The 25,282-nt window shown below is 65.5% G+C and carries 20 protein-coding genes; 9 read left to right on the top strand and 11 right to left on the bottom strand.

Annotation, left to right across the window (positions count from 1 at the left end):
- Positions 1-85 precede the first annotated feature (85 nt).
- The 3 genes from MA07_RS24650 to MA07_RS24640 form a co-directional block, all read right to left on the bottom strand.
- Complete coding sequence (locus MA07_RS24650; RefSeq protein WP_036358362.1) at positions 86-583, bottom strand: CAP domain-containing protein; 498 nt, start codon at positions 581-583, stop codon at positions 86-88.
- Positions 580-3,135: a DUF3772 domain-containing protein gene (locus MA07_RS24645; protein ID WP_036358359.1), complete on the bottom strand. Its 2,556-nt coding sequence runs from the start codon at positions 3,133-3,135 to the stop codon at positions 580-582. Before MA07_RS24645 ends, MA07_RS24650 begins: the two co-directional genes overlap by 4 nt.
- A gap of 199 nt (positions 3,136-3,334) precedes the next feature.
- The gene (locus tag MA07_RS24640) at positions 3,335-3,625 is read right to left on the bottom strand and encodes a hypothetical protein (protein ID WP_036358356.1); all 291 of its coding nucleotides are present in this window, start codon (positions 3,623-3,625) and stop codon (positions 3,335-3,337) included.
- Between the two features lie 328 nt (positions 3,626-3,953).
- Here MA07_RS24640 and MA07_RS24635 point away from each other — a divergent pair, with 328 nt between their 5' ends.
- Positions 3,954-6,704 (top strand): glycoside hydrolase family 2, encoded by a 2,751-nt coding sequence (locus tag MA07_RS24635; RefSeq protein WP_052003508.1) that lies wholly within the window; start codon positions 3,954-3,956, stop codon positions 6,702-6,704.
- Positions 6,705-6,827: 123 nt separating this feature from the next.
- On the opposite strand, the gene MA07_RS24630 is transcribed toward MA07_RS24635, so the two are convergent.
- The 7 genes from MA07_RS24630 to MA07_RS24600 form a co-directional block, all read right to left on the bottom strand.
- Positions 6,828-9,002: a family 1 glycosylhydrolase gene (locus tag MA07_RS24630; protein WP_036358353.1), complete on the bottom strand. Its 2,175-nt coding sequence runs from the start codon at positions 9,000-9,002 to the stop codon at positions 6,828-6,830.
- A gap of 73 nt (positions 9,003-9,075) precedes the next feature.
- Entirely contained in the window at positions 9,076-10,230 is a 1,155-nt protein-coding gene (gene glf, locus MA07_RS24625; RefSeq protein WP_036358351.1) for a UDP-galactopyranose mutase, read from the bottom strand.
- A gap of 6 nt (positions 10,231-10,236) precedes the next feature.
- A complete protein-coding gene (locus MA07_RS24620; RefSeq protein WP_244445348.1) occupies positions 10,237-11,439 on the bottom strand; it encodes a glycosyltransferase family 1 protein in 1,203 nt (400 codons plus the stop codon).
- Positions 11,440-11,647: 208 nt separating this feature from the next.
- On the bottom strand, positions 11,648-11,959 hold the full coding sequence (locus tag MA07_RS24615) for a polyhydroxyalkanoic acid system family protein (RefSeq protein ID WP_036359130.1): 312 nt from the start codon (positions 11,957-11,959) through the stop codon (positions 11,648-11,650).
- 168 nt (positions 11,960-12,127) lie between these two features.
- Positions 12,128-12,433: a hypothetical protein gene (locus tag MA07_RS24610; protein WP_200879427.1), complete on the bottom strand. Its 306-nt coding sequence runs from the start codon at positions 12,431-12,433 to the stop codon at positions 12,128-12,130.
- 72 nt (positions 12,434-12,505) lie between these two features.
- Positions 12,506-12,862, bottom strand: a complete 357-nt coding sequence (locus MA07_RS28180; RefSeq protein WP_052003507.1) for a hypothetical protein — start codon at positions 12,860-12,862, stop codon at positions 12,506-12,508.
- A gap of 58 nt (positions 12,863-12,920) precedes the next feature.
- A complete protein-coding gene (locus MA07_RS24600; protein ID WP_244445347.1) occupies positions 12,921-13,310 on the bottom strand; it encodes a septal ring lytic transglycosylase RlpA family protein in 390 nt (129 codons plus the stop codon).
- Positions 13,311-13,628: 318 nt separating this feature from the next.
- Here MA07_RS24600 and crtI (MA07_RS24595) point away from each other — a divergent pair, with 318 nt between their 5' ends.
- From crtI (MA07_RS24595) to ispH, 8 genes are all read left to right on the top strand, one after another.
- The gene (gene crtI / locus MA07_RS24595) at positions 13,629-15,179 is read left to right on the top strand and encodes a phytoene desaturase family protein (RefSeq protein WP_036358342.1); all 1,551 of its coding nucleotides are present in this window, start codon (positions 13,629-13,631) and stop codon (positions 15,177-15,179) included.
- A gap of 139 nt (positions 15,180-15,318) precedes the next feature.
- A complete protein-coding gene (locus MA07_RS24590) occupies positions 15,319-16,416 on the top strand; it encodes a methyltransferase domain-containing protein (protein WP_036358339.1) in 1,098 nt (365 codons plus the stop codon).
- 82 nt (positions 16,417-16,498) lie between these two features.
- Positions 16,499-18,034, top strand: coding sequence for a phytoene desaturase family protein (gene crtI, locus MA07_RS24585; protein WP_036358336.1), 1,536 nt, complete (start codon positions 16,499-16,501; stop codon positions 18,032-18,034).
- A gap of 95 nt (positions 18,035-18,129) precedes the next feature.
- Entirely contained in the window at positions 18,130-18,870 is a 741-nt protein-coding gene (locus MA07_RS24580; RefSeq protein ID WP_052003556.1) for a lysophospholipid acyltransferase family protein, read from the top strand.
- Positions 18,867-19,979 (top strand): glycosyltransferase family 2 protein, encoded by a 1,113-nt coding sequence (locus MA07_RS24575; RefSeq protein ID WP_036358331.1) that lies wholly within the window; start codon positions 18,867-18,869, stop codon positions 19,977-19,979. Before MA07_RS24580 ends, MA07_RS24575 begins: the two co-directional genes overlap by 4 nt.
- Complete coding sequence (locus tag MA07_RS28175) at positions 19,976-21,634, top strand: squalene/phytoene synthase family protein (RefSeq protein WP_052003506.1); 1,659 nt, start codon at positions 19,976-19,978, stop codon at positions 21,632-21,634. Before MA07_RS24575 ends, MA07_RS28175 begins: the two co-directional genes overlap by 4 nt.
- On the top strand, positions 21,631-22,917 hold the full coding sequence (locus MA07_RS24565; RefSeq protein WP_036358328.1) for an FAD-dependent oxidoreductase: 1,287 nt from the start codon (positions 21,631-21,633) through the stop codon (positions 22,915-22,917). The genes MA07_RS28175 and MA07_RS24565 overlap by 4 nt, the downstream gene beginning before the upstream one ends.
- Positions 22,914-23,882: a 4-hydroxy-3-methylbut-2-enyl diphosphate reductase gene (ispH, locus tag MA07_RS24560; protein ID WP_036358325.1), complete on the top strand. Its 969-nt coding sequence runs from the start codon at positions 22,914-22,916 to the stop codon at positions 23,880-23,882. The genes MA07_RS24565 and ispH overlap by 4 nt, the downstream gene beginning before the upstream one ends.
- Here the strand turns inward: ispH and MA07_RS24555 are convergent.
- Positions 23,861-25,282 carry an MATE family efflux transporter gene (locus MA07_RS24555; protein ID WP_052003555.1) on the bottom strand — a complete coding sequence of 474 codons (1,422 nt, stop codon included), beginning with the start codon at positions 25,280-25,282 and terminating at the stop codon, positions 23,861-23,863. The genes ispH and MA07_RS24555 overlap by 22 nt on opposite strands.

The raw sequence follows: 25,282 nt of genomic DNA, 5'->3' as shown, positions 1-25,282 counted from the left end.
CATCAAGAAGCGCGAGTCTGGGAAACTCCGCCCCCGTTCCAGGGTTGCATGCCCGTTCGCACCCCCGCAAGGCGGGAGATCCGGCTCAGCGCCTGTCGGCCGCGACGGCCAGAGCCCAGTAGACCTTGTACTTGGAGTTCGGCGCATAGGCCGTGGCGATGCCGATCCGGGTCGCTCTGGCGTCGAGGAGCACCCGGTTGTGCGGCGCGCTCTCGCGCCAGCCGGAGAAGGCTTCGGCCAGGGTATGATAGCCGGCGGAGAGGTTTGCGGCCGGCTGGGCGAAGCCCGTGGAGGCAAGCCGCGCCTTGAAGCTGTCGGCGGAGCTCGGTTTGTCGGCCCGCGCCATGGCGTCGGCCTCCGCCTGGGCGGCGGCCTGGAGGTCCGGATCGAGAGCCAGGGGGCGCAGGCCGTTGTTGCCGCGGTAGGCGCTGATCATGTCGCGGGCCATGGCGGCATCCACCTGCGCGTCGGCCTTGGCCATCGAGACGTAGAAGCTCGGGGTCTGGCTGCGGGCGACGGGTTTCTCGCTCTGGCAGGCGGCCAGGACAAGGGCGGACAGGCTGATGAGGACGAGACGCTTCATGCGGGCGTCTTATCCTTGAGAAGGGTTAAGGTTTCGTCCTCCTCGTCCGCTTTCGGAGCTTTATCCTTCGGTTCCTCCTCGGGCTCGGGAGCCGCCGCGGGCGCGGGGACCCCGATGCCGGCCTTTCGCAGGCCGCGGAAGATCTCGAAATAGAGATCGCTCGACACCCGGCCCGCCGCATCGATGTCGTCGACGAAGCAGACGAGATCGAAATCGATGGTGTTCTCCGTCACCTTCTTGAACAGCACGCGGGGACTGGGCTCGCTCATCACCTCGCGATGGGCCAGGGCCGCCTGGCGCATGATCTCCGCCACCTGATCCGGGTCGGACGACGCGCGGGGAACCGGAACGGTGACGAGGACCCGGCCGACGCGGTCGTTGCGCACGCGGTTGCGCACCACCCCCGAGATCAGGTTCGAGTTCGGCACGATCAGCATGGCGCGGTCGCCGGTCTGGATCTCCGTGGAGCGCACGTTGATCCGGCGCACATACCCCTCCGCATCGCCCACCACCACGAGGTCGCCCACGCGGATCGGACGCTCCCAGAGCAGGATCAGGCCGGAGATGAAGTTGTTGACGATGGATTGCAGGCCGAAACCGATACCCACCGACAGCGCGCCGGCCACGATGGTGAGCCGCTCCAGGCTCAGGCCCAGATAGGTGAAGGCGACCACGCCCGCCGTGATGATGCCCACATAGCCCGCCGCCGTGCGGATCGAGTTGCGCAGGCCCGCATCGAGATCGGTGGCCGGCAGGAAGGTGTTGTCGAGCCAGCGCTGAATGATGCGGGTGATGGTGAAGCCGCCCGCAAAGAGCAGGGCCGCGATCAGGATCGACGACAGGGAGATGGTGACGTCGCCGACGTTGAAGCCGAAGAACAGCGCCCGGAGCGATCCGGTCACATCGGCCGATTCGATGCCCCAGGGCAGCAGCACGAGCAGGATCGCGATGATGATGAGCGCAAGACGCGCGACGCCGCTCACCAGAATGCCGATCTGCTCCACGGAGCGGCGGCGAAGCCCGGTATTGGCCTGGAGCGTAGTGGCGATCCGGCTCTGGCTGCGCAGGGAACCGCCGATGAACTCGTCGGCGAAGGCGATGCCCAGCACCAGCAGGGCGATGATGATGGAGATCCCCACCGCCTGATCGACCAGGAAGGACGCCAGGGCGATATAGCCGCCCACCACGCTGCCGATGATCAACGCGACGATGAACCAGCCCAGGCTGCGCAGGGGACCGCCGATATCGACCTCCTGCGGAACATAAGGCCCGAGGCAGGCCTCGTCCTGCGACTCGCGGGCCGCGAACCGGCGCAGCAGCTCGGCGAAGACGAAAGCCGCCGCGAGCGCGAAGACCGCCCGGGTGATCACCGTGATCGGCAGGGCCGCCGCAATGGCCTTGTTGAAGGCCTCGATCACCTTGCCGACGACCATGACGGTCGCGAGGGTGATGGAGAAGCTCATGATCCGGGTGGCGGAGGCATCCCGCACCGGGATCAGCCGCCAGGAGGTGTGATCCGGCGCCAGGATGGCGTCGATCAGGGCCCGCACGAAGGCAATGAAGGCGAGCCCGCTGAGCATGGCCTTGACCACCTGCTCCAGGCGGCTCGGCACGATATCGACGGCATCGAACACCACCCACACGATCCAGCTGCCGGCAATGGCCGGAGCCGCTCCGAGAAGCAGCACGCCCAGGGCCGCCAGGAGACGGCTGCGGCGCGACGGATCGAGAATGGCGCGGTCGCGCCGCACGAGGCGGGGGGCGATGGAGCGCCGCCCGACATAAAGGGCCACGGCCATGCCGGTAGCCAATCCGAGCAGCAGCAGGACGCCCAGCGTCGTACTGCGCCGGAGCTGATCCAGGGCGTCCTCGCCGATGATCCGGAGCGCCCGCAGTTCCCGCGGAACCGCCTGCACCACATTCATCCAGAGGCTCGGGCTGAGCAGGCCGTCGCTCTGCTCGAACAGGGCGCGGGTGAACCCCGCACGACGCAGATCTCCGATCTGGGTGCTCAGCTGTTCGGCCTGCACCAGCAGGGCGCGGCCGAGGCGCTGGGTCTCGTCGAGCTCCGCCACGGCCGCCTCGCGCTCCGCGCGGTCGCGGGCGACGTCGGCGCTCTCCTCGGGCTGTCCCTTCTCGGGCTTGGGCCCGAGCTGGCTGAGGCGCTGCTTGCTGGCTTCGAGCCTTGGGGTCTGCTCGTCCACGACGGTGCGGATCTCGGCAATGATGGGCTCGATCTGCTGGCGGATGTTCTGCAGATCCGCGTCGGCCATGGCGCGGCCCTGGATCGCCGCCTCCTTCTGGTCGAGATCGGCCTTGTAGCCGTCGAGCTTGGCACGGGCAGCCTTGGTTTCAGCCGAAATGGTCGTAGGGGCAGGTGCGGCGGCTGCAGGTGCAGGCGCGGGAGACGCCTGGGGCAGCGGTTGAGCCGGTGCTTGCGCCGGAGGATTGGGAGCAGGCTGAGTCTGCTGCGCGTCGGACGTGCCGCCCGTGGCAACCGCCAGCACGATCACGGCGGCCTGGAAGAGCCGCTTGAAGCCAATACTCGTCATTCGGTCTACCCTATCGCATTCCTTGGAGCATGGGGCTTGTCCCATGCCCCCGCTCTGCCGGTTCCGTTCTCGCACGAAGCGTAAGCGGGACGGTTCTTTGCGAATCATTACGGCGAAAACTCGCCGCAGGGCAGACCACGCGCAACAAAAAAGCCGGGGAGGCACATGGCCTCGCCCGGCTGCCTTTAGGGAAGATGCGTTACTGCTGCGGGGTCGGATTGGCCGAGGGCTGCGCGTTGGGCGCCGGATAGGCCGGGTTCGAGGGCGAGATCCGGTTGGTGGGGTTGGCATTGGACGAGCCGGTCGTGGAGCCGGTCGTCTGTGCACGGGCGGCATCCGTGCCCGGATCGTCGGGCGAGGTCGACCCAACCCAGATCATGTACCCGCCGACGGCAACGGCAAGCAGCAGGAGTGAGCCGATCAGCACGCCCAGAACCGGGCGGCCGGAGCCTCCCTGGCGGGTCCGATCGTCGGGGATCAATTGAGCCATCTCCAGCCTCTTTCAGTAGGTGTGTCTGTTGAGCGAGCAGCAAGGCTCGGCGTTATCAGGGCAACGCCAGATGGGAGTGGCGGTTCCTGCCGGACACGATCTTGACCGTTCGGCGTTCCGTGCGCTCCTGCCCGCTGGATCCAACGAAGCTTTTTCCCGTTGTCCGACACAGGCCGCCAATCACGGTCAGAGACGAGGGGCCGATGGGTCGAGCAAGCGGGCGTGCACGAGGTGTCGCAGGGTGGGCAACAGCCCCCGCCGAGCTGCTCTCAGCCATGTTTTCGCCGTTTTCGGGACCCTTGGGTAATCTCTGATTCAAGGAGAGATCATGCTGGACAATCGCATCAGTCTGGACGGGACTTGGGAATTTTTGCATGTGGCCGACGACCGTCTCGCTGGCCCGGCGGAGGTTCGCCAGATCACGGTGCCCAGTCCATGGCAGGCCCAGTTCTCGGACCTGCGGATGCGGGCCGGCATCGGCATCTATCGCAGGACGATCGAGGTCGAGGAGGAGTGGCTCCACGACAGCATCTGGATCCGCTTCGGCGCAGTCTTCCATAACACGAAGGTTTTCGTGAACGGCGAGGCGGTGGGCCACAACGAGGGCGGCTTCCTGCCCTTCTCCTTCGACGTGACCGCCTATCTCAAGCCCGGTGCGAACGAGATCAAGGTCCGCGTCGACAGCCCCACCGACAACCCGGCCGAGTTCCCGGACTCGCCCTTCGCCGAGATCCCGTTCGGCAAGCAGAGCTGGTACGGCCCGCTCTCCGGCATCTGGCAGTCGGTTTATCTCGAGCGTCGCATCCCGGACCACATGAACCGGGTGCGCCTCGTGCCCAACCTGACCACTGGCCGCGTGACCTCGGGCGTGTTCTTCGCGCGTCCGCTCACGGACGCGACGCAGATCCGCATCCAGGTGACGGATCCCTCGGGCGACGTGGTGCTCGACGAGATGCACGAGACGCAGGTGGGCGTCACCTCCATGCCGTTCGAGTTCACCCTCGACGACGTGCGCGCCTGGTCGCCCGATCATCCCCATCTCTACCGCATCCGCCTGGAGCTCATGCGTGACGGCGAGGTGAAGGACGAGATTGCCGACAATTTCGGCTTCCGCTCCATCGAGACGCGCAACGGCAAGTTCTATCTCAACGGCGAGCCGCTCTACCTGCGCTCCGCGCTCGACCAGGACTACTACCCGGACACGATCTGCACCGTGCCCTCGGTGGAGTTCCTGGAGGACCAGTTCCGCAAGGCGAAGGAGATGGGGCTCAACTGCCTGCGCTGCCACATCAAGGCGGCCGATCCGCGCTACTACGAGGTCGCGGACCGGATGGGCCTGCTCATCTGGACCGAGCTGCCCAACGGCGGCATGGCCACCGACCGCTCGCGCGGGCGCAAGGAAAAGCTCCTGAAGGGCATCGTCGACCGCGACGGCAACCATCCGTCGATCATCATCTGGACGATCATCAACGAGAACTGGGGCGTCGACCTCGTCAACGACGCGGATCACCGCGACTGGCTCAAGCGCACCTTCGCGTGGCTGAAGGCCTACGATCCCACGCGCCTCGTGGTCGACAACTCGCCGTTGGCGCCGAGCTTCCACGTGGAATCCGACATCGCGGATTATCACTTCTACGCCGCCTATCCGGATCACCGGGACCAGTGGGACCAGTTCGTGGACGAGCTGTCGGGCCGCGCCTCCTGGCTCTACTCGCCCCATGGCGATGCGGTCATCACCGGCCGCGAGCCGCTCATGTGCTCGGAGTTCGGCAATTGGGGCCTGCCCTATCCGAAGGACCTGCGCGACGAGAAGGGCGAGGAGCCCTGGTGGTTCGAGACCGGTCACGACTGGGGCGAGGGCGTGATGTACGCCCACGGGGTCGAGAACCGCTTCTCGGACTGGAGCCTGGACCGGGTCTTCGGCGATCTGCGCCGCTTCGTGATCGCGGCTCAGTGGCAGCAGTTCCGGGCGTTCAAGTACGAGATCGAATCCATGCGCCGGAAGCCGAATCTCGCCGGCTACGTCATCACCGAGCTGCACGACTGCCACTGGGAATCGAACGGCCTTCTCGACATGCGCCGCAACACGCGCGTGTTCCACGAGCTGTTCCCCATCATCAACTCGGACACGGTCATCGTGCCCAAGTGGGAGCGCGCCTCCTACTGGTCGGGCGAAACGGTCGCCCTGGACCTGGCGGTGGCGCATGGAGCGGGCCCTGTTCTGGAAGACTGCCAGCTGGAGGTCACGGTCGCCGGCGAGAGCCAGACGCTGCCTCTGCCTCGCATCGAGGCGCCGGACGTGCTGGATCTCGGTCGCGTGGAGATCAAGCTGCCCGTCATGGACGAGCCCTCCCTGCGGCGGATCAATTTCGATCTGCGTGGCTCCGACGGTCGCCTGATCGCGCACAACCACCACGACATCGCGATCCATCCCAAGCGCACGCGGCCCGTTCATGCACGTGAGCTGGTGTGGTCGCCGGACGAGGATATCCGCGAGCGCTTCCAGGCGCTGGGCTACACCCTGGCGCGCGCCTTCGAGGAATCGACCCTCGTCGTCGCCCGTACGCACACGAAGGCGATTGCCGACCATGTGCGAGCCGGCGCCAAGCTCCTGCTGCTGCCGGAGAGCGACATGAGCCTGTACCCGTTCTTCCCGCACTGGCAGGCGGTGAAGGTGCAGGCCCGTCACGGCACGCTTTGGTCGGGCGACTGGGCCTCGTCCTTCGGCTGGCTGCGGCGGTCGGGCCATTTCGCCCGCTTCCCCTCCGGGCCGCTGCTCGACGAGACCATGGACCGGGTGCTGCCGGACTACGTGATCTCGGGCTGTAACCTGCTCGATTTCCAGGCCCGTGTCTTCGCCGGTCTCGTGGTCGGCTGGATCCACAAGCCGGTGGCGCTCGGCGTCGAGCGCTCCTACGGGCGCGGCCGCCTGGTCGCCTCGACTCTGCGCCTGTTCCGGGATGCGCCGATGGCCGACCCGACGGCGACGATGCTGATGGATGCCCTGGTGGAGCTCGCGGTCGAGTCGCGGGCTGCCCGTCTCGAAGAAGCGGTCCGGGCCGCGGAAGCGGCGGCTTAAGGCGCTCCACACCACCCGCAAAAGGGCGGCGCAGAACCTCTGCGCCGCCCTTTTCTTTGCACCTCATATGGAAAAGGTCAGCGCAAGGCCGGCCTTTTCTGGGCATCATCAGGATGAGGATGGTTACTCGGCCGCCATTTTCATAACGCTCTCCGACCACTCCACTTCGTTGTCGGTGAAGAAGCGGTCGAGAGCGCTCTCAAGGCGCGGCATGAGGATGCCGCGTTCGGTGGACAGCGCCGTGTTGAGTGCAGGCGGACCGCCTGCATCAGTGACGAGGCTAGGATCGAAGCCCGCGCGCTCGGCCGCCATGGCGGCGAGATCCCGCCAGGAGGTCTCGCCGATATTGGCCATGTGCCAGATGCCCGTGCCGCCATCGATCAGCAGATCGAGGGAGGTGTTCACGAGATCGGGCACGTAAGTGGGCGACACCACATCGAGGCTGGCTTCCACGCCCTCGCCCTTGCTCAGGGTATTGAGGATGGACCAGACGAAGTTGTAGCGATCCCACGGGCCGAAGAAGGCGCTCGTGCGCAGGATGAGCGCCCTGTCGTGCGCTTCCAGAACGCGTCGCTCCGCCTCGGCTTTGCTTTCGCCATACACCGTGGTCGGGTTGACCGCGTCGCTCTCCACATACGGCCTCTCGAGCGAGCCGTCGAAGACGAGATCGGACGAGAAGGTCACGAGCGGTATGCCGAGATCGGCACAGACCGTGGCCAGAACCTCGGCGCCCCTGGCGTTCTCGCGGAAGCAGGCTTCGCGATCGTTCTCGGCCTCCGCGACACGCACGTAGCCGGCGGTGTTGATCACCGCCCAGGGCCGGTAGCATTCCAGGGCCTTGGCAACGCTCGCCGGATCGGCAATGTCCATATCCTGCCGCGAGAGCAGAGCGTGATTGAGGCCGCGGAAATCGCACAGGCGCGAATAGGCGCGCCCCAGGGTTCCCGTGGCACCCGTGACCAGGAGCTGGCGCGGCTCGTCGGCCAGCCAGCAGGATTTCGACTGCCGTGCCGGCGGCTTGTAGAAGCGGATGTCGCGCTTCCACCAGCCGGCACGGTCGAGAACCGGGTGATCGAAGGTGCCGGTCTTGGCCAGCGCCTCGGCGGCATGCGCCAGCGCCGTGCGCCGTGGCACGGTTGTGCGAACATCGAAGGGCCCCGGCTCGTAGAAGCCGTTGCGGCGGGTGAGAAGGCTGTTCCAGTCCACCGCCCCGTAAAGAGACCAAACGGTGACGGCGCGAATATCGGCGCCTTCGTCACGCAGCGTGTTGACGTCGTTCCACACCTCCATGAGCCAGCGGAGCTGGTCGTCGCGGGTGCTGCCGTGATGGGCTTCCGTGACGGCGATCGGCCGCCGGTAGCGCTCCCACACCTCCCGCAGGCGGGCGGCCGGGCCGAGATCCGCCGCAGGCAGCGGCATGCGCACGGCTTCCGCGTCGGCGTATCGATGCGTGCCGTTGCCGCCCCAATGGTGCTCGGGATAGCGCTTCATGCGCTCGTCGAGATAGCGCTCGCTCGTCAGGTAATGATTGATGCCGATGATGTCGGGGGCTGCATCGGGCGCATCGAGGAAGAGCTCGAGGTCGGCTTGCGCAACGCCGCTCTTGATGAACTTGTCCCACCATGGGTGGTCCCGATCGACCATGCCGCACAGGATATCGAAACTGAGGAAACGGCGCTGGTTCTCGTGCTCCGCCTGATAAGCGAGCGTCGGCGTCGAGAAGGTCTTGCCCATGTCGTCCGTCTGGACGAGTTGCGCATCGGGACGCACCTTGCGGATGGCCCGCATGGACAGAACGGTCGCCTTGCACTCGTTGACGAGGATCCTGAGGAATGTCTCAAGACTCGTACCGTGCGGATACCAATGGCCATAAAGCCCCGAGAACCGCGCCGTGGTGAGCGGCTCGTTCACGGGCGTGTAGAGGTCGAGGTGGGGATAGCGCTGCGCCACATGGGCAGCGTGGCGCGCCAGAAGCTCGGGCCAGGCGGGATCGAGCATGTTCGTGTAGCGCGGGCCGCTGCCGTGATGGCACAGCCCCGCGATGGCGCGGATGTTCAGTTCCTGAAGGCGCTTCAGGCGCGTATCATGCCAGGAGAAGTCCGTCCGGTCCGGGCTCTCGGGAGAGATCTTCTCCCAGAGCACCGGATGACGCAGAGTGCGGATTCCGAGTTCAGCAATCCGATCGAGATCCTCGATCCGATCCTGATAACCGGTCTCCAGGCTTTGGTCGCGGTAGTCGTCGCCTACTCTTGCGACAGTACATTCCAAACCGCCCCAAAGCTCTAGTGGTCGCTTCATCGTACAACTCCGAGCTATTTCACTAAGCGTTCTTCAACAATTCTTAGCGCGGATTGTTCGATGAATTTTTTCATTACGAAACAAGACCTGCCGATGCCGACACGACCTTGACGGACGATGTGTCCGCGCCGACGGGCAAGGACTCGTTGATGCGCCGGAAGGTGGCGAGCGCCTGGCCGACGATCTGATCCATGTTGTAGTAGCGGTAGGTGGCGAGCCGCCCCACGAACCAAACGTCGGGGGTGGCCAGGGCCAGGCGCTCGTACTTCTTGAAGAGCTCCTGGTTCTCCGCCTTCGGGATCGGATAATAGGGGTCGCCTTCGGCCGCCGGATACTCGTAGGTGAGTGCCGTCTTGGCGTGTTCCTGACCGGTCAGGTGCTTGTATTCCGTGACGCGGGTGTAGTCGTTGGTCTGCGGGAAATTCACCACGCCGACGGACTGGTGCCAGGCCTTGTCGAGCGTCACGTGCTCGAAGCGCAGCGAGCGGTAGGGCAGCTTGCCGAACTGGAAATTGAAGTACTCGTCGATCGGCCCGCAATAAATGACGCGGCGATGCGGGATGACATTCTTGACGTCGTCATACTCAGTCTGCGTCATGATGTCGATGTTCGGATGGCTCAGCATCTTCTCGAACATCCGCGTGTAGCCGTGCTTCGGCATGAACTGGAACTCGTCCGTGAAGTAGCGGTCGTCCCGGTTGGTGCGGGTCGGCACGCGCGAGGTCACGGACTTGTCGAGCTCGGACGGGTCGAGGCCCCATTGCTTGCGGGTGTAGCCGCGGAAGAACTTTTCATAGAGCTCGCGGCCGACCACGGACACCACGACGTCTTCGGATGTCTTGATCTCGCCGATCGACTCGGCGCGCTCCGCGAACCAGTCCTGCAACTGCTCGGAGGTGAGGTTCAGGCCATAGAGCTTGTTGACGGTGTCGAGATTGATCGGGATCGGCACCTGCATGCCGTCCACCTCGGCCAGCACTCGGTGCTCGTAGAAGCGCCATTCGGTGAATTTCGACAGATGGTCGAAGATCTGCTTGGAATTGGTGTGGAAGATGTGCGGTCCGTACTGGTGGATCAGCAACCCGTCATCGTCGTAACGGTCATAGGCGTTGCCGCCGATATGGGGGCGGCGATCGATGAGGAGGACGCGCTCGTTGCGCTCGCTCGCAAGACGTTCAGCCAGAACACTGCCCGCAAAGCCGGCGCCGACAATCAGCCAGTCATACATTCCAGATCACTCCGCAGGCGTGGTGGCATAAACGGGAAGGGACGAGGCGGGACGATCCGTGGCGGCTCCGCCGGTGGCATCCAGCATCAGCTTGTGCATGGAACCCCAGGTCTTGTCCCACGAGCCGGCGGCGAGGTGCCGGTCCACCCTGGCGAGCCAGGGATCCTTCGGCCGGGCCAGAACGGTTTCGACCTTAGCGACCACTTCCTTGGCGTTCCTTGCGATCTCGACCAGACCCTTTTCGCCGTAGGGGCGCACCACGTCGGTGATCGCCGTCGACACGACGGGAACGCCGGCGGCCAGGAACTCGGGCGTCTTGGTGGGGCTGATGAACTTCGTCGCCTCGTTGAGGGCGAAGTTCATGAAGCCCACATCCCAGCCGGCGAGATAATGCGGCAGCTCGTTGTAGGACTTGCCGCCGAGCCAATGGATGTTGGGCGCCTGCGGCAGGCTGGCGGGATCGATCTTCACCACCGGGCCAATCATCACGAACTGCCAATCGGGGCGAAGTTCGGCGACCTGCGCGAGCAGATCGATGTCCATGCGCTCGTCCACGACGCCGAAGAAGCCGAGGCGGACATGCGGAATATGCGCCTGATCCTCGGGATCCTTGTCGATGGAGCGAGCCTGGGAGAAGTGGTTGAAGTCGATGGAGGACGGGAAGCCGTGAACGCTCCGGTGACGGCTCTTCTTGGCCTCGTAGAGGCTCATGCCGCCGGTGAAGACCAGATCGCACCGTGCGAACAGAGCGTTCTCGAGATCGAGAAGCTCCTGCGACGCGCCGCGGAAGAGCGAGAGCTCGTCCATGTTGTCGTAGACGCACAGGTCGCACTCAAGATCGCTCGTGAAGGCCATGGCCATCGGCGTGTAGTACCAGAACACGCGCGAGCCGGTGGATTCGCGCCCGATCAGTTCCTCGATGAGGTCGTGCTGCTCGACAAGAATGTCCTCATGGGACAAGCCTTCCGGCAGAACCGGCACGGCGATCGTAACGCCCTGGGGCCGGTCGCTCACATCCACATGCGGCTTTGCACCCGGCTTGAACACCGGCTCTTCGATGATCAGCACGTTGTAATGCTTGACGGCCCGGCTGAGGAGATGCTGCGGGCGCTGCCAGACGAAGTCCCAGCGGAGGTGGGAAAAGCAGACAAGGAGGGGCTTTTCTGAACCGGCCTTGATAGGCATACGAAGGGCATGGGACTGCGTCATCAAACGCTCATGCATAGCGCGAACCTCAGATAAAGGTGTGTTGTCACGATCGGACAGAAGAACCCGGTCCGGAGCGAATAAAGCGATGTCTTTAATGAAGCGCACCGGCGAAGGGTCGCGGTCGCAATCGAATTTATAACTCAGACGGAGCAGTTTGGTTCCATCTGCGTTCATCTTCGTGAACGGCTATTCATGAGAATAGTGGACGTCACTTCTTTTCTAGCAAAAGCGTTCCTTGCTTTTGGATGAAGGTCTTTGCCTTCTCCGCAACCATCGCAAGTATCCACGGCAACTGGACTTCGACGCGCACCTGATCTTGCATGACTTCGAGATGGCCGCTGACATTCTGGCCCATGGCGCCGACGCGGAAATCCATCCTGTTTCCGCTCCAGGTTTCCTGAATGGACGCGACCTTGTCCCCGAACTGCGATTTCACGCCCGCCATGCCGCCCTGGAGCCGCCGCATGGCTTCGGCTTGGCCCAGGTTATGGGGAATGGAGACGACGAGGGGCTTCGACATAAGGGTGCTCCGCTTTTTGAGGGAACAAGCGAAGCCGTGCCGTATCGGTTCCATCGCTAGAGCATCCAACCCGAAAGTGGACGCCACTTTTGGGGCCCGCTCGATGCTCCAATTCCCAAGATAGCGTATCGTTTGGGCGAAAACCGGATCCACTTTTCGCACGATGCACTAGAGCATTTCCACGCGAATCGCCCGGATCACGATGGCTTCCTGATCGAAGCGGCGCTCCAGATCGGCGCGATATCGTTCCCACCAGGAATGATCGATCTCGCGCGTCATGACCTCGAACACGACGATGTCGTCGTGGGTCGTGTGGCTGCCTTCCTTCCAGACGCCTTCGGCCGGAGCGCGAGTGAAGCTCGTGATGCCGCCGAACCGCTCGGCCAGCTCCGAGCGCACGCGCCCATAGGCCGCGCCGTCGAAGCGGCGGCCCGCATTATCGGCCAGCGGCAGAAGGATCTGAACCAGATGCATCGCTATCTCCTGAAACGCCACGGAGAGATGCAGGACATAGTTCAGCCAAAGGGAAAGGCGAGACCCGGCGCCTCAGGCCTGCAGGACCGCGAACAGATCCCTGTCCGTTTCGGGAATGCCGTCATCGATGCGGTAACGGCCGGAAGGCTTCGAGATCCGCCAGGGCAAGGCCGTGGAGGCATGAAAAGCCTCGGAGGGGCGCAGCCGCCGGCCCATGCCGTCGGCTTGGAGTTCATCGATGACCACGAAGCCGAAGATGGTGAGCCGCGTCGCCATGGCCTTCGTCGCGCGATCACCGGCCCCGATCGTCAGCGAGCCTGCGGAATACACCGCATCCATGAGGCTTTTCTGGTCGTCGCGCGGATTGGCCGACGAGCGCGCGCCCGGAAAGCGGATGACGTTCGTCGGCTGAGACGATCTCGATTCCATGTAAGCAACCCTTGGTCCCGAATCGGGCCAAGAATCGCCGCAAGGGATTAAGAAGCGCCTAATCGAGCCGATGAAGCGACACGTACCCGACCCCGGACGAGGTCAGGCCGAGAGCCTGTGCCGGCCCCTTGGCGAGGTCGATGATGCGCCGGTGGGCGAAAGGACCGCGGTCGTTCACCCGCACCACCACGGAACGGCCGTTGTTCTCATTGACGACCTTGAGGCGCGTCCCGAACGGCAGGGACCGGTGGGCGGCCGTCATGTCGTAGGAGTTGAAGCGCTCGCCGCTGGCGGTCTTGCGACCATGGAAACCGGGCCCGTACCAGGACGCGGTGCCGCGCTGAAAGGCTTTGCCTGTCTCGATATTGGCCGTCGAGATGGATCCCGTGACCGTGGGGTCGTTGGAGGCGGTTGTATTGCAGGCCGCCATGAAAAGAAGTGGCACCATTGCAGATGCTCGGGTGAGGATATTCTTCAAGGACAGTCTCCCCTTCCGTTTTGATTGGAAGTGAAGCTGATCTTCAAAAAGGCAAGAATAAGGCGCTTATATTTTTTCAGATGCCTTTCATACTTCAGAGATATGGAATTATTGGCAAAACTAGCCTGAAGATTTTTTTGCCACTCTGTTTATATTTGGAACATTGTTTCTTTTTGCCCCGGGGGAATGTTTCACCTTTCCGTGAGCACCCGATGCCGCCCCTACCAGGACCGTCAAGGTGTTCTAATTCCAGCAGCCATCGTTCCACGAGGGTAAGGCTGCCGGTTCATGCCGACTTCCACGCAGTCACAGCACGTCGCCATCATCGGGGCGGGCCCGGGGGGCCTGGCATCCGCCATGCTGCTGGCCCGTGAGGGGATCCCGGTCACGATCTTCGAGCGCGAGCCGGCCGTCGGCGGCCGCACCCGCACGATCCACGCCCCGGGCGGCTATAAGTTCGACATCGGCCCCACCTTCTTCCTCTATCCGCGCGTCCTGAAGGACATCTTCGAGGCCTGCGGCGAGCGCCTGGAGGACCATGTCGAGCTCAAGCGCCTCGACCCGCAATACCACCTCGTCTTCGAAGGCGGCGGCGATATCCGCGCGACCTATGACCTCGACCGCCTGGAGCAGGAGATCGCCCGGCTTGCTCCCGCGGACGCCCGCAACGTGCGGCGCTTCCTCGACGACAACCGCGAGAAGCTCGAAGCCTTCAGGCCCGTGCTGGAACAGGGCTTTTCGAGCCCGGCGGATCTCTTCTCGCCCGCCATGCTGGCGGCGCTGCCGAAGCTCAGGCCGTTCTCGAGCGTCGACGGCGATCTCAAGCGCTATTTTTCCGACCCGCGCGTGCGCCTGGCCTTCTCGTTCCAGACGAAATACCTCGGCATGTCGCCCTTCCAGTGCCCGAGCCTGTTCACGATCCTGTCGTTCCTCGAATACGAGCACGGCGTGTTTCACCCCATGGGCGGCTGCGGCGCAGTGTCGGACGCCATGGCGAATGTGGCCCGCAAGATGGGCGTCGACATCCGGCTCAACACGCCCGTGGATCGCATAGTCTACGAGAACGGGGAGGCTGTGGGCATCGAGGCCAGCGGCGAGCGGTATGCGGCCGGCTCGGTGGTGGTGAACGGCGATTTCGGCCATGCCATGCGCCGCCTCGTGCCGGAGGAGATGCGCCCGCGCTGGAAGAACAAGAAGCTCGATCGCGCCAAGATCTCCTGCTCCACCTTCATGCTCTATCTCGGGATCGAAGGCGGCGTGGGCGATCTCGCCCATCACACGATCCTGCTGTCGAAGGAATACGAGCGCAACATTCACGAGATCACCAACGGCATTCTCCCCGACGAGCCGTCGATCTACGTGCATCATGCCGGCGTCACCGATCCGTCGCTTGCACCCAAAGGCCATACGAGCCTCTACGTGCTGGTTCCCGTGCCGAATCTGCGCTGCGATGTGGACTGGGAGCGCGAGGCGCCGCGCTATCGCAGGATTGCGCTGGAGCGGCTGAAAGTGCTCGGTCTTTCCGACGTTGAGAGCCGCATCCGCTATGAGCGTGTGGTGACGCCGCGCGGCTGGGAAGAGGACTTTGCGGTTTTCGAGGGCGCCACCTTCAATCTCGCGCACAACCTCACGCAGATGCTCTACTTCCGCCCGCATAACCGCTTCGGCCGCAACGTCTATCTGGTGGGCGGCGGCACGCATCCGGGCAGCGGCCTGCCTGTCATTTACGAGGGCGCACGGATCACCACGCGATTGCTGCTTGAGGACCGGGAGCGTCGCAAAGCCGGAAATGGCGAGCCGGAGCCGGTCGTTGCGCCGGTGGGCGAAGCCGCTGTGTGAGGGAACATGCCATGAGCCGGATCGGATTGCTCGCATTTCTGTTTCTCGTTCCCTCATCCGCACCCAAGCCATCCAATCGGCCTGGATCATCGTCGAGGACCTCTCGATGACGATTTCACCATCGATTCACTAGCGTCCCATGCTGTGGCGCGCTTATGCCCTTCTGTCTCATGGAGGAGACCGCTTCGGCCTCGGCTCCGTCGGGCTCGGCTCGTGGCGCATGCCTGCCAGCCTGCCGGCTTTCCGAAAAGCTGACGATGTCCTGAAGGTGCTCGAAGAGGCCGACACCGCCATCTGGTCGGCAAGCGCCCTGTCCGCCTGTGCCGAGAGCGGCCTGCTCGCGCGGCTCGGGCAGCCGGCCACCATCGGCGAGTTGGCCCTGGCCCTGTCGCTTCCGCCGGCTCTCGTGCAGACCCTGATCGACAGCCTTGCATCCTTCGGCTTCGTCACGTGGGAGGACGGCAGGGTGCGGGCCTCGCCTGCGCTGATGCCGTTCACGTCCTCCGAGGGGGTCGAAACCTTCAGGGCGGCCCTGCGCGCGCCGCTGCTGCAGACCGAAGACTTCCGGCACAAGCTGACGACCGGGAGCTTACGCCTCGACGGCTGGTCGCATACGGATGACGCCATCATCGAAGCGCAGGGCACGCTGACCCGGCATTGGACCGCGCGGGCGCTGCCGAAGCTGAAATTCCTGCCGGGCCTCGTCCCGCAGCTCGAGGCCCCAGGAGCGGCGCTTCTCGATGTGGGAGCGGGCGCGGCGGGTCTCTCCATTGCGCTCTGCCGGCACTTCCCTCGCTTGAACGCCGTGGCGCTTGAGCCGGCGCCGCATCCGGCGGAGCTTGGCGAGAGGCACGTGCGGCAGGCCGGTCTGGCGGATCGCATCGCGGTCCGGCGGGAGCGCGTGGAGGAGTTGCGGGAGGACAGGGCTTTCGACCTTGCCTTCCTGCCCCAGATGTTCCTGCCCGACGCGGTCATCGAGGAGGCCCTCCGCCGGATTTTTCAGGCCTTGAAGCCGGGCGGCTGGCTCCTGGTCGCTGTGCTCTCCCACGACGGTTCGGGCAAGGCCTCGGCGGTCAACCGGCTGAAGAACCTGCTCTGGGGCGGCAACACCCGCGACATGGCGCGCATCAAGCCGCTTCTGGAAGCGGCCGGCTTCGATCCGGTGATCCGGGCGCCGGGCCGGCAGTCCCTGCGCATGATCTGCGCCCGTCGCCCAAACCTGCGTGATCTGCCTTGAAGTGGGTCATGCCATTCCTAGAACCAACACAACTGGACATAGGCCTTGGAACGACTAGGCTTGTGCCCTGCGGGAGGACATCGTGAGCGCTCAAGGAAGTTCGGTTGCAGTCATCGGCGGAGGACTGGGCGGATTGGCGGCTGCTTGCGTTGCAGCAGCCCGCGGCCACACGGTCACGCTTTACGACAAGAACGCCTGGATCGGCGGCAAGGCGGCGGTGCTGCACGAGGACGGCTTCCGGTTCGACATGGGCCCGACGATCCTCACCGTGCCGCGGGTTCTGGAGCGCATCTTCGCGGAGGCCGGGCGCAACCTCTCCGACTATCTCGACCTCGTGCGGCTCGATCCGCAATGGCGCTGCTTCTTCGATGACGGCACGCAGATCGACCTGCAGGAGAACATCGATGCCATGGCGCAGGCCATGGATCGCTTCGCCCCGGGCAAGAACACCGGCGAGGGCTACAAGCGCTTCCAGGAAATCTCCGCCCATCTTCACGAGATCTCGAACAAGTTCTTCTTCTGGAAGCCCGTGGAAGATCTGTTCGACACCATCAACATCCGGGCGAACATGAATCCGGGGACGTTGCGGGACGTGCTGTCCCTGCGCATGGGCTCGTCGGTGGCCGGCACGATCCGGTCCAAGGTCAAGGACGAGCGTCTGGCGCAGATGCTCGATCACTTCACGCAATATGTCGGCTCGTCGCCTTATGGTTCGCCCGCCGTGCTTTGCGCCATCGCCCACATGCAGGCGGCGGACGGCGTGTGGTATCCCATGGGCGGCACCCGCGCCGTGGCCGAAGCGCTGGCGAAGCTCGCGACCGAACTCGGCGCCAGCATCAAGACCGACAGCGACATTGCATCCCTCAAGATCGAGAACGGTGCGGTGAAAGGCGTCGTTCTCGCCAACGGCGGGACGGTGGCCTACGACAACGTGATCTCCAACATGGATTCGATCCGCACCTACCGCGAGCTTGTCGGCGGCGAGGTGGGCGAGCATTACGCGCGCAAGGATTTCGAACCGGCCTGCTCCGGCGTGGTGCTCTATCTCGGCCTCAACAAGCGCTACGACCACGTCCTCCACCACGACTTCGTGTTCTCGCGCGATCCGGAGGAGGAGTTCGACTACATCTATCGCCGCGGCGAGCCTGCGCCGGATCCGACCTGCTATCTCGCGGCACCGGCCGCGACCGATCCGAGCGTCGCGCCGGAAGGCGGCGAGGCGCTCTACGTCCTCGTGCACACGCCTTACCTGCGCCCGCACCACGACTGGTCGCAGATGTTCCCCGCCTATCGCCAAGTGATCATCGACAAGCTCAAACGCACGGCCGGAATGGCGGACATCGAGGAGCGCATCGTCGTCGAGCGCCACCTCACGCCGCAGGACATTCACGACCGCTACAAGGTGCTCAACGGGGCCATCTATGGGCTCGCGAGCCACGGCAAGTTCATGGGTGCGTTCAAGCCGGGCAACCGCAGCCGCCAGGTGCAGGGGCTCTATCTCGCGGGCGGCGCGGCTCATCCCGGCCCCGGGATGCCGATGGTCATGATGTCGGGCTGGATCGCCGCCGACGCCCTCGATGCGGACAGCAAGGCCGAGAATCTACGGAACGTGTCTTGAGGCAGGAAGCGACCACGACCGCCGGAGAACGCTCCCCGCCTCACCGGGCGGGATCGTCTCCCGTGGCGCGTCGCTCTCCCCTGATCCATCGCTTCATGGTCTCCACGTTCCGGCGCTACTTCACACGGCACATGAACGCGCTGCGGGTCGCCTCGTGGGGCGTGCCGGCTACCCCAAACACCGGACCGATCATCGTCTATTCCAATCATCCGGCGTGGTGGGACGCGGCGGTCTACATCCTGGCCGCGGATCATTTCCTTCCCGCACATGAAAGCTACGCGCCCATCGATGCCGCCATGCTCAGGCAATACGGCGTCTTCGGCCGCATCGGCGCCTTCGGGGTCGATCTGGAGAGCCCTCGCGGCGCGGCGGATTTCCTGCGCACCAGCGCCGAAATCCTGTCGTCGCCGAACCGTGCCCTCTGGGTCACGGCGCAAGGCCGCTTCAGCGATGTGCGCGAGCGTCCGCTCGGGCTCAAGCCCGGCGTCGCGCGGCTTCCCGAACTCGCGCCCGACTGCACGGTGATTCCGCTCGCCCTCGAATACGGCTTCTGGCTGGAGCGCGGCGCCGAGGCGTTCCTCGCCTTCGGCAAACCCATTCGCGGTGAGGATCTTCTGGGGCTTTCACGCCCCGCCCGTCTGGAACGTCTCGAGGCGGAGCTCGCAACCACCCTCGACCGGTTGAGCGCCGATGTGCAGAGCCGCGAGTCGGCGCGCTTCCGCGCGATGCTCGAAGGCCGCGCCGGCGTCGGCGGCATCTATGACGGATGGCGCCGCACGATCGCAGCACTCCGGGGCCGGACCTTCGATCCGTCTCATGAGGGACGTGCCTCATGATCGTTCTCGGCCTCATCCTCCTGAGCCTTGCAGCGCTTCCCTTCGCGTTGGCTCTCGTGAACCTGAGCATCCTGCGTGCGACCCCGGCTCACGTGCCGAAGGGCGATGTGCTCGTGTCGATCCTGATCCCTGCGCGCAACGAGGCCAAGAACATCGGCCCTGCCCTCGATGCCGCTCTCGCCAGCATCGGTGTGCCGGTCGAAATCCTGGTCATGGACGATGGCTCCACGGACGCCACGCCGGAGATCGTCAGAAGCCACGCCGCGCAGGATGCGCGCGTGCGCCTTCTCACCGCCCCTCCCCTCGAAGACGGCTGGACCGGCAAGGTCCACGCCTGCCATCATCTCGCTGAGGCCGCCAAGGGCACGCATTTCCTGTTCGTGGATGCCGATGTGCGTGTGGCTCCGCATGCGGCCGCCCGTCTCGCAGGCCATGCGCAGCAAACCAATGCCGGCCTGGTGAGCGCCGTACCGCGGCAGATCATGCGCTCGCCAGGCGAACTGCTGACGGTGCCGACGATCAACCTGCTGCTTCTCGGCTATCTGCCCATGGGTTTCATGCGCCTGTCGCGCGATCCCGGCCTCGGGGCGGCCTGCGGCCAGCTCATGCTCGTCGAGCGGGAGGCCTATCGTGCAAGCGGCGGCCATGCGGCCATCCGCGAGCGGATCCATGACGGCATTCAGCTGGCGCGGCTCTTCCGCCGCAAGGGCTTCATGACGGATCTCGTGCCGGGCGATCACCTCGCCTCCTGCCGGATGTACACCCGCTTCGACGAGGCCTGGAACGGCTTTGCCAAGAATGCCCATGAGGGCATGGCCACGCCGGTCGCCCTGCCGATCTGGACGGTTCTTCTTCTCGGCGGGCATGTCCTGCCCTTCGCACTGCTTCCTTTCGCACCGACCTTTCTCGTCGTGGCTGCGGCGCTGCTCTCGCTTGCCACGCGGACGCTCGTGACGGTGGCGACGCGGGAGAGCCTCTGGTCCATTCCCCTGCATCCCTTCACCATGCTTGTCGGGCTCGCGATCCAGTGGAGCGTGCTCCTGAGGATCGGCACGACCCGCAGCGCTGGATGGAAGGGAAGGCTCTATCCCGTGGGGGTGAAGCCATGAGTGCAGCGATTCCCCAAGCGACGAAGCGACCGCGGGACGAGAACTTTCCGGTGGTCTCGCTGGTGCTCTCGCCCGAGCACCGGGATGCGACGCTGGCCTTCTATGCCTTCGCCCGCATGGCCGACGACATTGCCGATGCGCCCGGGCTGAAAGCGGCCGAAAAGCTCGAGCGGCTCGATGCGCTCGAGCAGGCGCTCATCGCCGGCGATGCAGCCATCCCTGAAGCCGCGCGCCTGCATGCTGCCGACAAGCGGCACAAGGCCGGGATCGTCCAGGCTCGCGATCTCCTGCGCGCCTTCCGGCAGGACGTGGTCAAGGCTCGCTACAACGAATGGGCGGAGCTCATCGAATACTGCCGCTTCTCGGCCAATCCGGTCGGCCGTTTTCTCTTGAGCATCCACAACGAGCGCAGCGCCGCCCAGGCTCCGGCGGATTCTTTGTGCACGGCGCTGCAGATCCTCAACCACCTGCAGGATTGCGGCAAGGATCATCAGGATCTCGGCCGCATCTACATCCCCCTGCGCTGGATGATGGGAGCAGGCTCCGAAAAGGGCTTCTTCGATCCGGCCCAGGCCGGTCTGCGTCGCAGCGTGGTCGATGCCATGCTCGACCGGGTGGATGCCCTGATCGATCAGGCGCAATCCCTGCCCGAGCATGTGCAGAACCGGCGCCTGCGCGCGCAGAGCATCGCCACCATTGCTCTTGCCCGTCGCTTAAGCGAGCGTCTGCGCCGCGGCGACCCGGTTCTGGAACGGGTACAGGTGAGCAAGTCTGACGCCTGCATGGCGTTCCTGCGGGGCTTTCGCGGAATGCTGCGCCGGCCGGTGAACGGCGACCATCGTATCACCGCCGCGATGGTGCGGCGGTCCGGATCGTCCTTCCGCCTCGGCATGCAGAGCCTGCACAGCGAGCGCCGACGCGCCATGCATGCGGTCTATGCCTTCTGCCGCGCCGTCGACGACATCGCCGACGGGGCTGCGCCGCCCTCCGAGAAGCGCGCCTTCCTGCGTGAATGGCGGCGCGAGCTCGACCGGCTGCACCGCGCGCCGGAAACGCCCATCGGGCGGGAGCTCGCCCGTGCGTCGACCCTCTTCAAGCTGCCGGTGGAGGAATGCCACGCGCTCCTCGACGGCATGGAGATGGACAGCGCGGAGCGGTTGCGGATCACGAACGATTACGAACTCAATCTCTACGGCCGCCGGGTGGCGGGCTCGGTCGGGGCCCTGTCGATCCGCATCTTCGGCGTGCCGTCGGCCCATGATTTCGCCCTCAATCTCGGGCGCACCCTGCAGCTCGTGAACATTCTTCGCGACGTGGACGAGGATGCGGCCTGCGAGCGCGTCTATGTTCCCCTCTCGCGGCTGGCGCAGCTCGGGCTGCAGGATGCGCCCGCCGTCACCCTCGTGGCCGATCCGCGTTTCGCCCGCGTCTGCGAAGGTTTGGCCGAAGAGGCACACGCCGGCTTTGCGGCTGCGGATGCTGCGCTGACGCGCCTCGACCGCGCGGCGCTGAAACCCGCGATCCTGATGATGGAGAATTACCGCCGCGTGCTCGCACGCCTGCAGGCTCGCGGCTGGGGCACGCGCCAGGGGCGGCTGCGCCTGAGCACAACGGATCGCCTGCACCTGATCACCCGCGCCATGAGGCCCGCATGACGGCACGGCGCACCCATATCGTCGGAGCGGGAGTCGCGGGCTTGAGCGCGGCGCTTGCCGTGACCTTCGATGGCGGCGAGGCCGTGCTCTACGAGGCAGCTCCCTATCCGGGCGGGCGCTGCCGCACCCTGCACCCGATCGATGGGTTCGATCATGACAATGGCACCCATGTGCTGTTCACGGCCAATGGGCGTGCGCTTGATTTCCTGAGGACGGTGGGTGCGCGCGAGCGTTGGGTCGAACCCGAGCCCAAGGGCCTTCCGCTCTATGACGGTCGCACCGGCGAGATGCGCCGCGTCGGCCTCTCGCCCTGGTCCTGGCTGCTGCCGTCCCGCCGCCCGCAGGGGCTGACCGTACCCGATCTCATGCGCATCCTGCGCCTGGTCTTTGCCGCGAAGGACTGCCCGGTCGCCTCCATCATCGGGAAGCGCCCGATCATGGACAGTTTGATCGAGCCGCTGACGGTGGCGGTTCTCAACACGCCGCCCGAGCAGGCCTCCGCGCAGCGCCTTGCCTGTGCGCTGCGCCAGCTCATCCGCCCCGGTGCGGGCCGCCTGCTGGTGGCAAGGAACGGATTGAGCCAGGACCTGATCGAGCCTGCCGTCGCGACCCTGCAGGCCAGAGGCGTGCCCGTTCTCACCGGACAGCGTCTGCGCATGCTTCTTACGGCGAACGAGCGCGTCATCGGGCTGGCGCTGAGCGACCGCACGATCATGCTCGGCCCCGACGACCGCGTGATCCTGGCGCTTCCACCCTACGAGGTGGAGCGGCTTCTGCCTGACCTGCCCGTACCGACCCGGTTCGAGCCGATCCTCAACATGCATTACCGCATGAAGGGTCTGGAGCATCCGCGCTTCATCGGCTTCACCGGCACCCTTGCCCAATGGGCGCTGATCCGCCCGAGCCACGTGAGCGTCACCGTTTCGGCCGCCGACGCGGTGGTCGATCAGAACGCATCCGATGTGGCGGCGCGGATCTGGCGCGAGATCGTGCCGGCGCTGCGCTCCCTTGGGCTTGATGCGGATCCCGACCGGCAGCCCGAAACGCGTGTGGTAAAGGAAAAGCGCGCCACGATCCGCCAGGCCGCCGAGATGCTGCCGCAGCCGCCCCTGCGGCCGCTCGCGAATCTGGCGCTGGCCGGGGATTGGATCGGGTCCCTTCCCGCCACCGTCGAGAGCGCCGTGATGGCCGGCGAGCATGCCGCTTCCATTCTGCGCCATGCCCGCGGCACCCGGGCCACTCTCTCCAAAGAACGGGCCTTGAAGACGGAGAATGCGGCATGATTCAGGACCACCCGCCGCTCACCGTCCTGCTCGCGGCGCCGCGCGGCTTCTGCGCCGGTGTCGAGCGCGCCATCCAGGCCGTCGAGGATGCCCTGGAGCGGACGGGAAAGCCCGTCTATGTGCGCCACGAGATCGTGCACAACAACCGCGTCGTGGACGATCTCAAGCGCAAGGGCGCGGTCTTCGTCGACGACATCGCGCAGATTCCCGACGGGGCGGTCGCGATCTTCAGCGCCCATGGGGTGTCCCGCGCGGTGGAGCGCGAAGCGGCAGGACGCGGGCTCTCCGTGCTCGATGCCACCTGCCCGCTCGTGCGTCGCGTGCATCTCGAAGGGCAGCGCCATGCCAAGGCCGGCCGCGAGGTCATCGTCATCGGCCACCGGGGTCATGTGGAGATCGAGGGCACGACCGGGCAGATCGACGGGACAGTGCATGTGATCGAGAGCGTCGCGGAGGCGCTCACCGTTCCGGTTCTAAACCCGGAGCGCATCGCCTACATCACCCAGACCACGCTGTCCGTGGACGACACGCGCGAGATCATCGCTGCCCTGAAGTCACGCTTTCCGGGGATCCAGGGACCGGACGTCAAGACGATCTGCTACGCGACGCAGAACCGGCAGATGGCGGTGCGCGTCATCGCCCGGCGGGCGGAGCGGATCATCGTGTGCGGCGCGCGCAATTCCTCGAACACCAACCGCCTGTGCGAGGTCGCCGTCAACGAGGGCCGCCAGGCGCTCCTCCTGCAGGATCCGAAGGATCTGACGCTGTCCTTCATCGACGGCGCCGCCGTCATCGGTCTCACCGCCGGCGCCTCCGCGCCCGAGGATCTGGTGCAGGAGGCCCTGGCGCGGCTCGCGCAGTGGCGGCGCCTCACGGTGGAGGAGGTGAGCGTGACCCGTGAGGATGCGCAGTTCGCGCCCGTCGACCTGTCACGTCTCGTCAATCAGCTCGCAAACGCTTCCTGAACGTCGGGCGGGGTGGCCGTGACCAGACCGAGCCGGTCGCGGCGCAGCCAGCGCCACAGCATCAGGGCGGCCACCACGGCAAGGCCGCTGGCGAGCCCGATCCAGATGCCGATGCCGCGAAGCGGCGTGTTGAAGGCCAGGACAATGCCGAGCGGCAGGCCAACGCCCCAATAACCCAAAGCCGCGTAGATCATCGGCACCCGGGTGTCCTGCAGCCCGCGCAGCATGCCGGCGCCGACCGCCTGCGCGCCGTCCACCAGCTGGAAGATGGCCGCCACCACCAGGAACGAGCGCGCGAGGTCGACAACGAGCGCGTTCTTCGGATCGCTCAGGTCGAGGAAGGCGCCGAGCAGCAGGTGCGGGGCGAACATCATGAGCGAGGCCGTAATCACCATGAAGCCGGTGCCGAGCGCAAACGACGTCCAGCCGGCGCGGGTGACCCCTGGCGCATCCTGCGCGCCATAGGCGCGGCCCACGCGCACCGTGACGGCCTGCCCGATGCCGAGCGGAACCGAGAAGCAGAAGGAGGCGATCTGCAGCGCCACCGCGTGGGCGGCGAGCTCGCTCTCGCCGAGCCGGCCCATGAGCATGGCGGCCGCGTTGAAGATCGTGACCTCGAACATCAGCGTCAGGCCGATGGGAACACCGATCCGCCACAGGGTGCGGTAGCGCGGCCAATCGGCTCGCCAGAAGCGCCCGAACACATGATAGCGCCTGAGCTTCGGGTCGAGGACGATCACCAGGGCAAGTCCCAGGAACATGAACGTGCTCGAGAGCACCGTGCCGAGCCCCACGCCGATCAGCCCCAGGGCCGGCAGGCCGAGCGCGCCGACCATCAGAGCGTAGGCCGCGCCGAAATTCACCGGAATGGCCAGCAGCCCGATGAACAGCGCCCAGCCCGGACGCTCCAGGGCGGCCAGGAAGGAGCGCAGCACCAGGAAGAACAGGAACGGCAGCAGGCTCCACTGAAGCGCCCGCATGTAATGGCCGGCATTGTGGGCAAGCCGCGGCTCCTGGCCGATGGCGAGCAGGATCGCCTCCCCGTTCCAGGCGACGATCCAGATCGGGATCGCAACCGTCACGCAAGCCCACAAGCCCTGGCGGACCGTGCGGCGCACCTCGCGCACGGAATGGCGCTTGCGGCCAAGCTCCTCGGCGATGATCGGCGAGGTGGCGTTCACGAGGCCGATGCCGAAAATGAGGAAGGCGAAGTAGAGATTGGTGCCGAGCGCACCCGCCGCGAGAGATTCCGAGCCCATCCAGCCCATTAGAATGACATCGGTCGTCATCAGGGCGTTCTGCGCCAGGGTGGCGAGAACGAGGGGCCAGCCGAGGGCCAGGGTGGCGCGGAGCTCCGCCAGCCATGCGGCGCGCTCGGTCAGTGCGGTGCGGTGAATCAT

Source organism: Microvirga sp. BSC39, assembly GCF_000739015.1.
Classification (GTDB): domain Bacteria; phylum Pseudomonadota; class Alphaproteobacteria; order Rhizobiales; family Beijerinckiaceae; genus Microvirga.
This window is presented reverse-complemented; position numbering and strand designations above follow the sequence as displayed.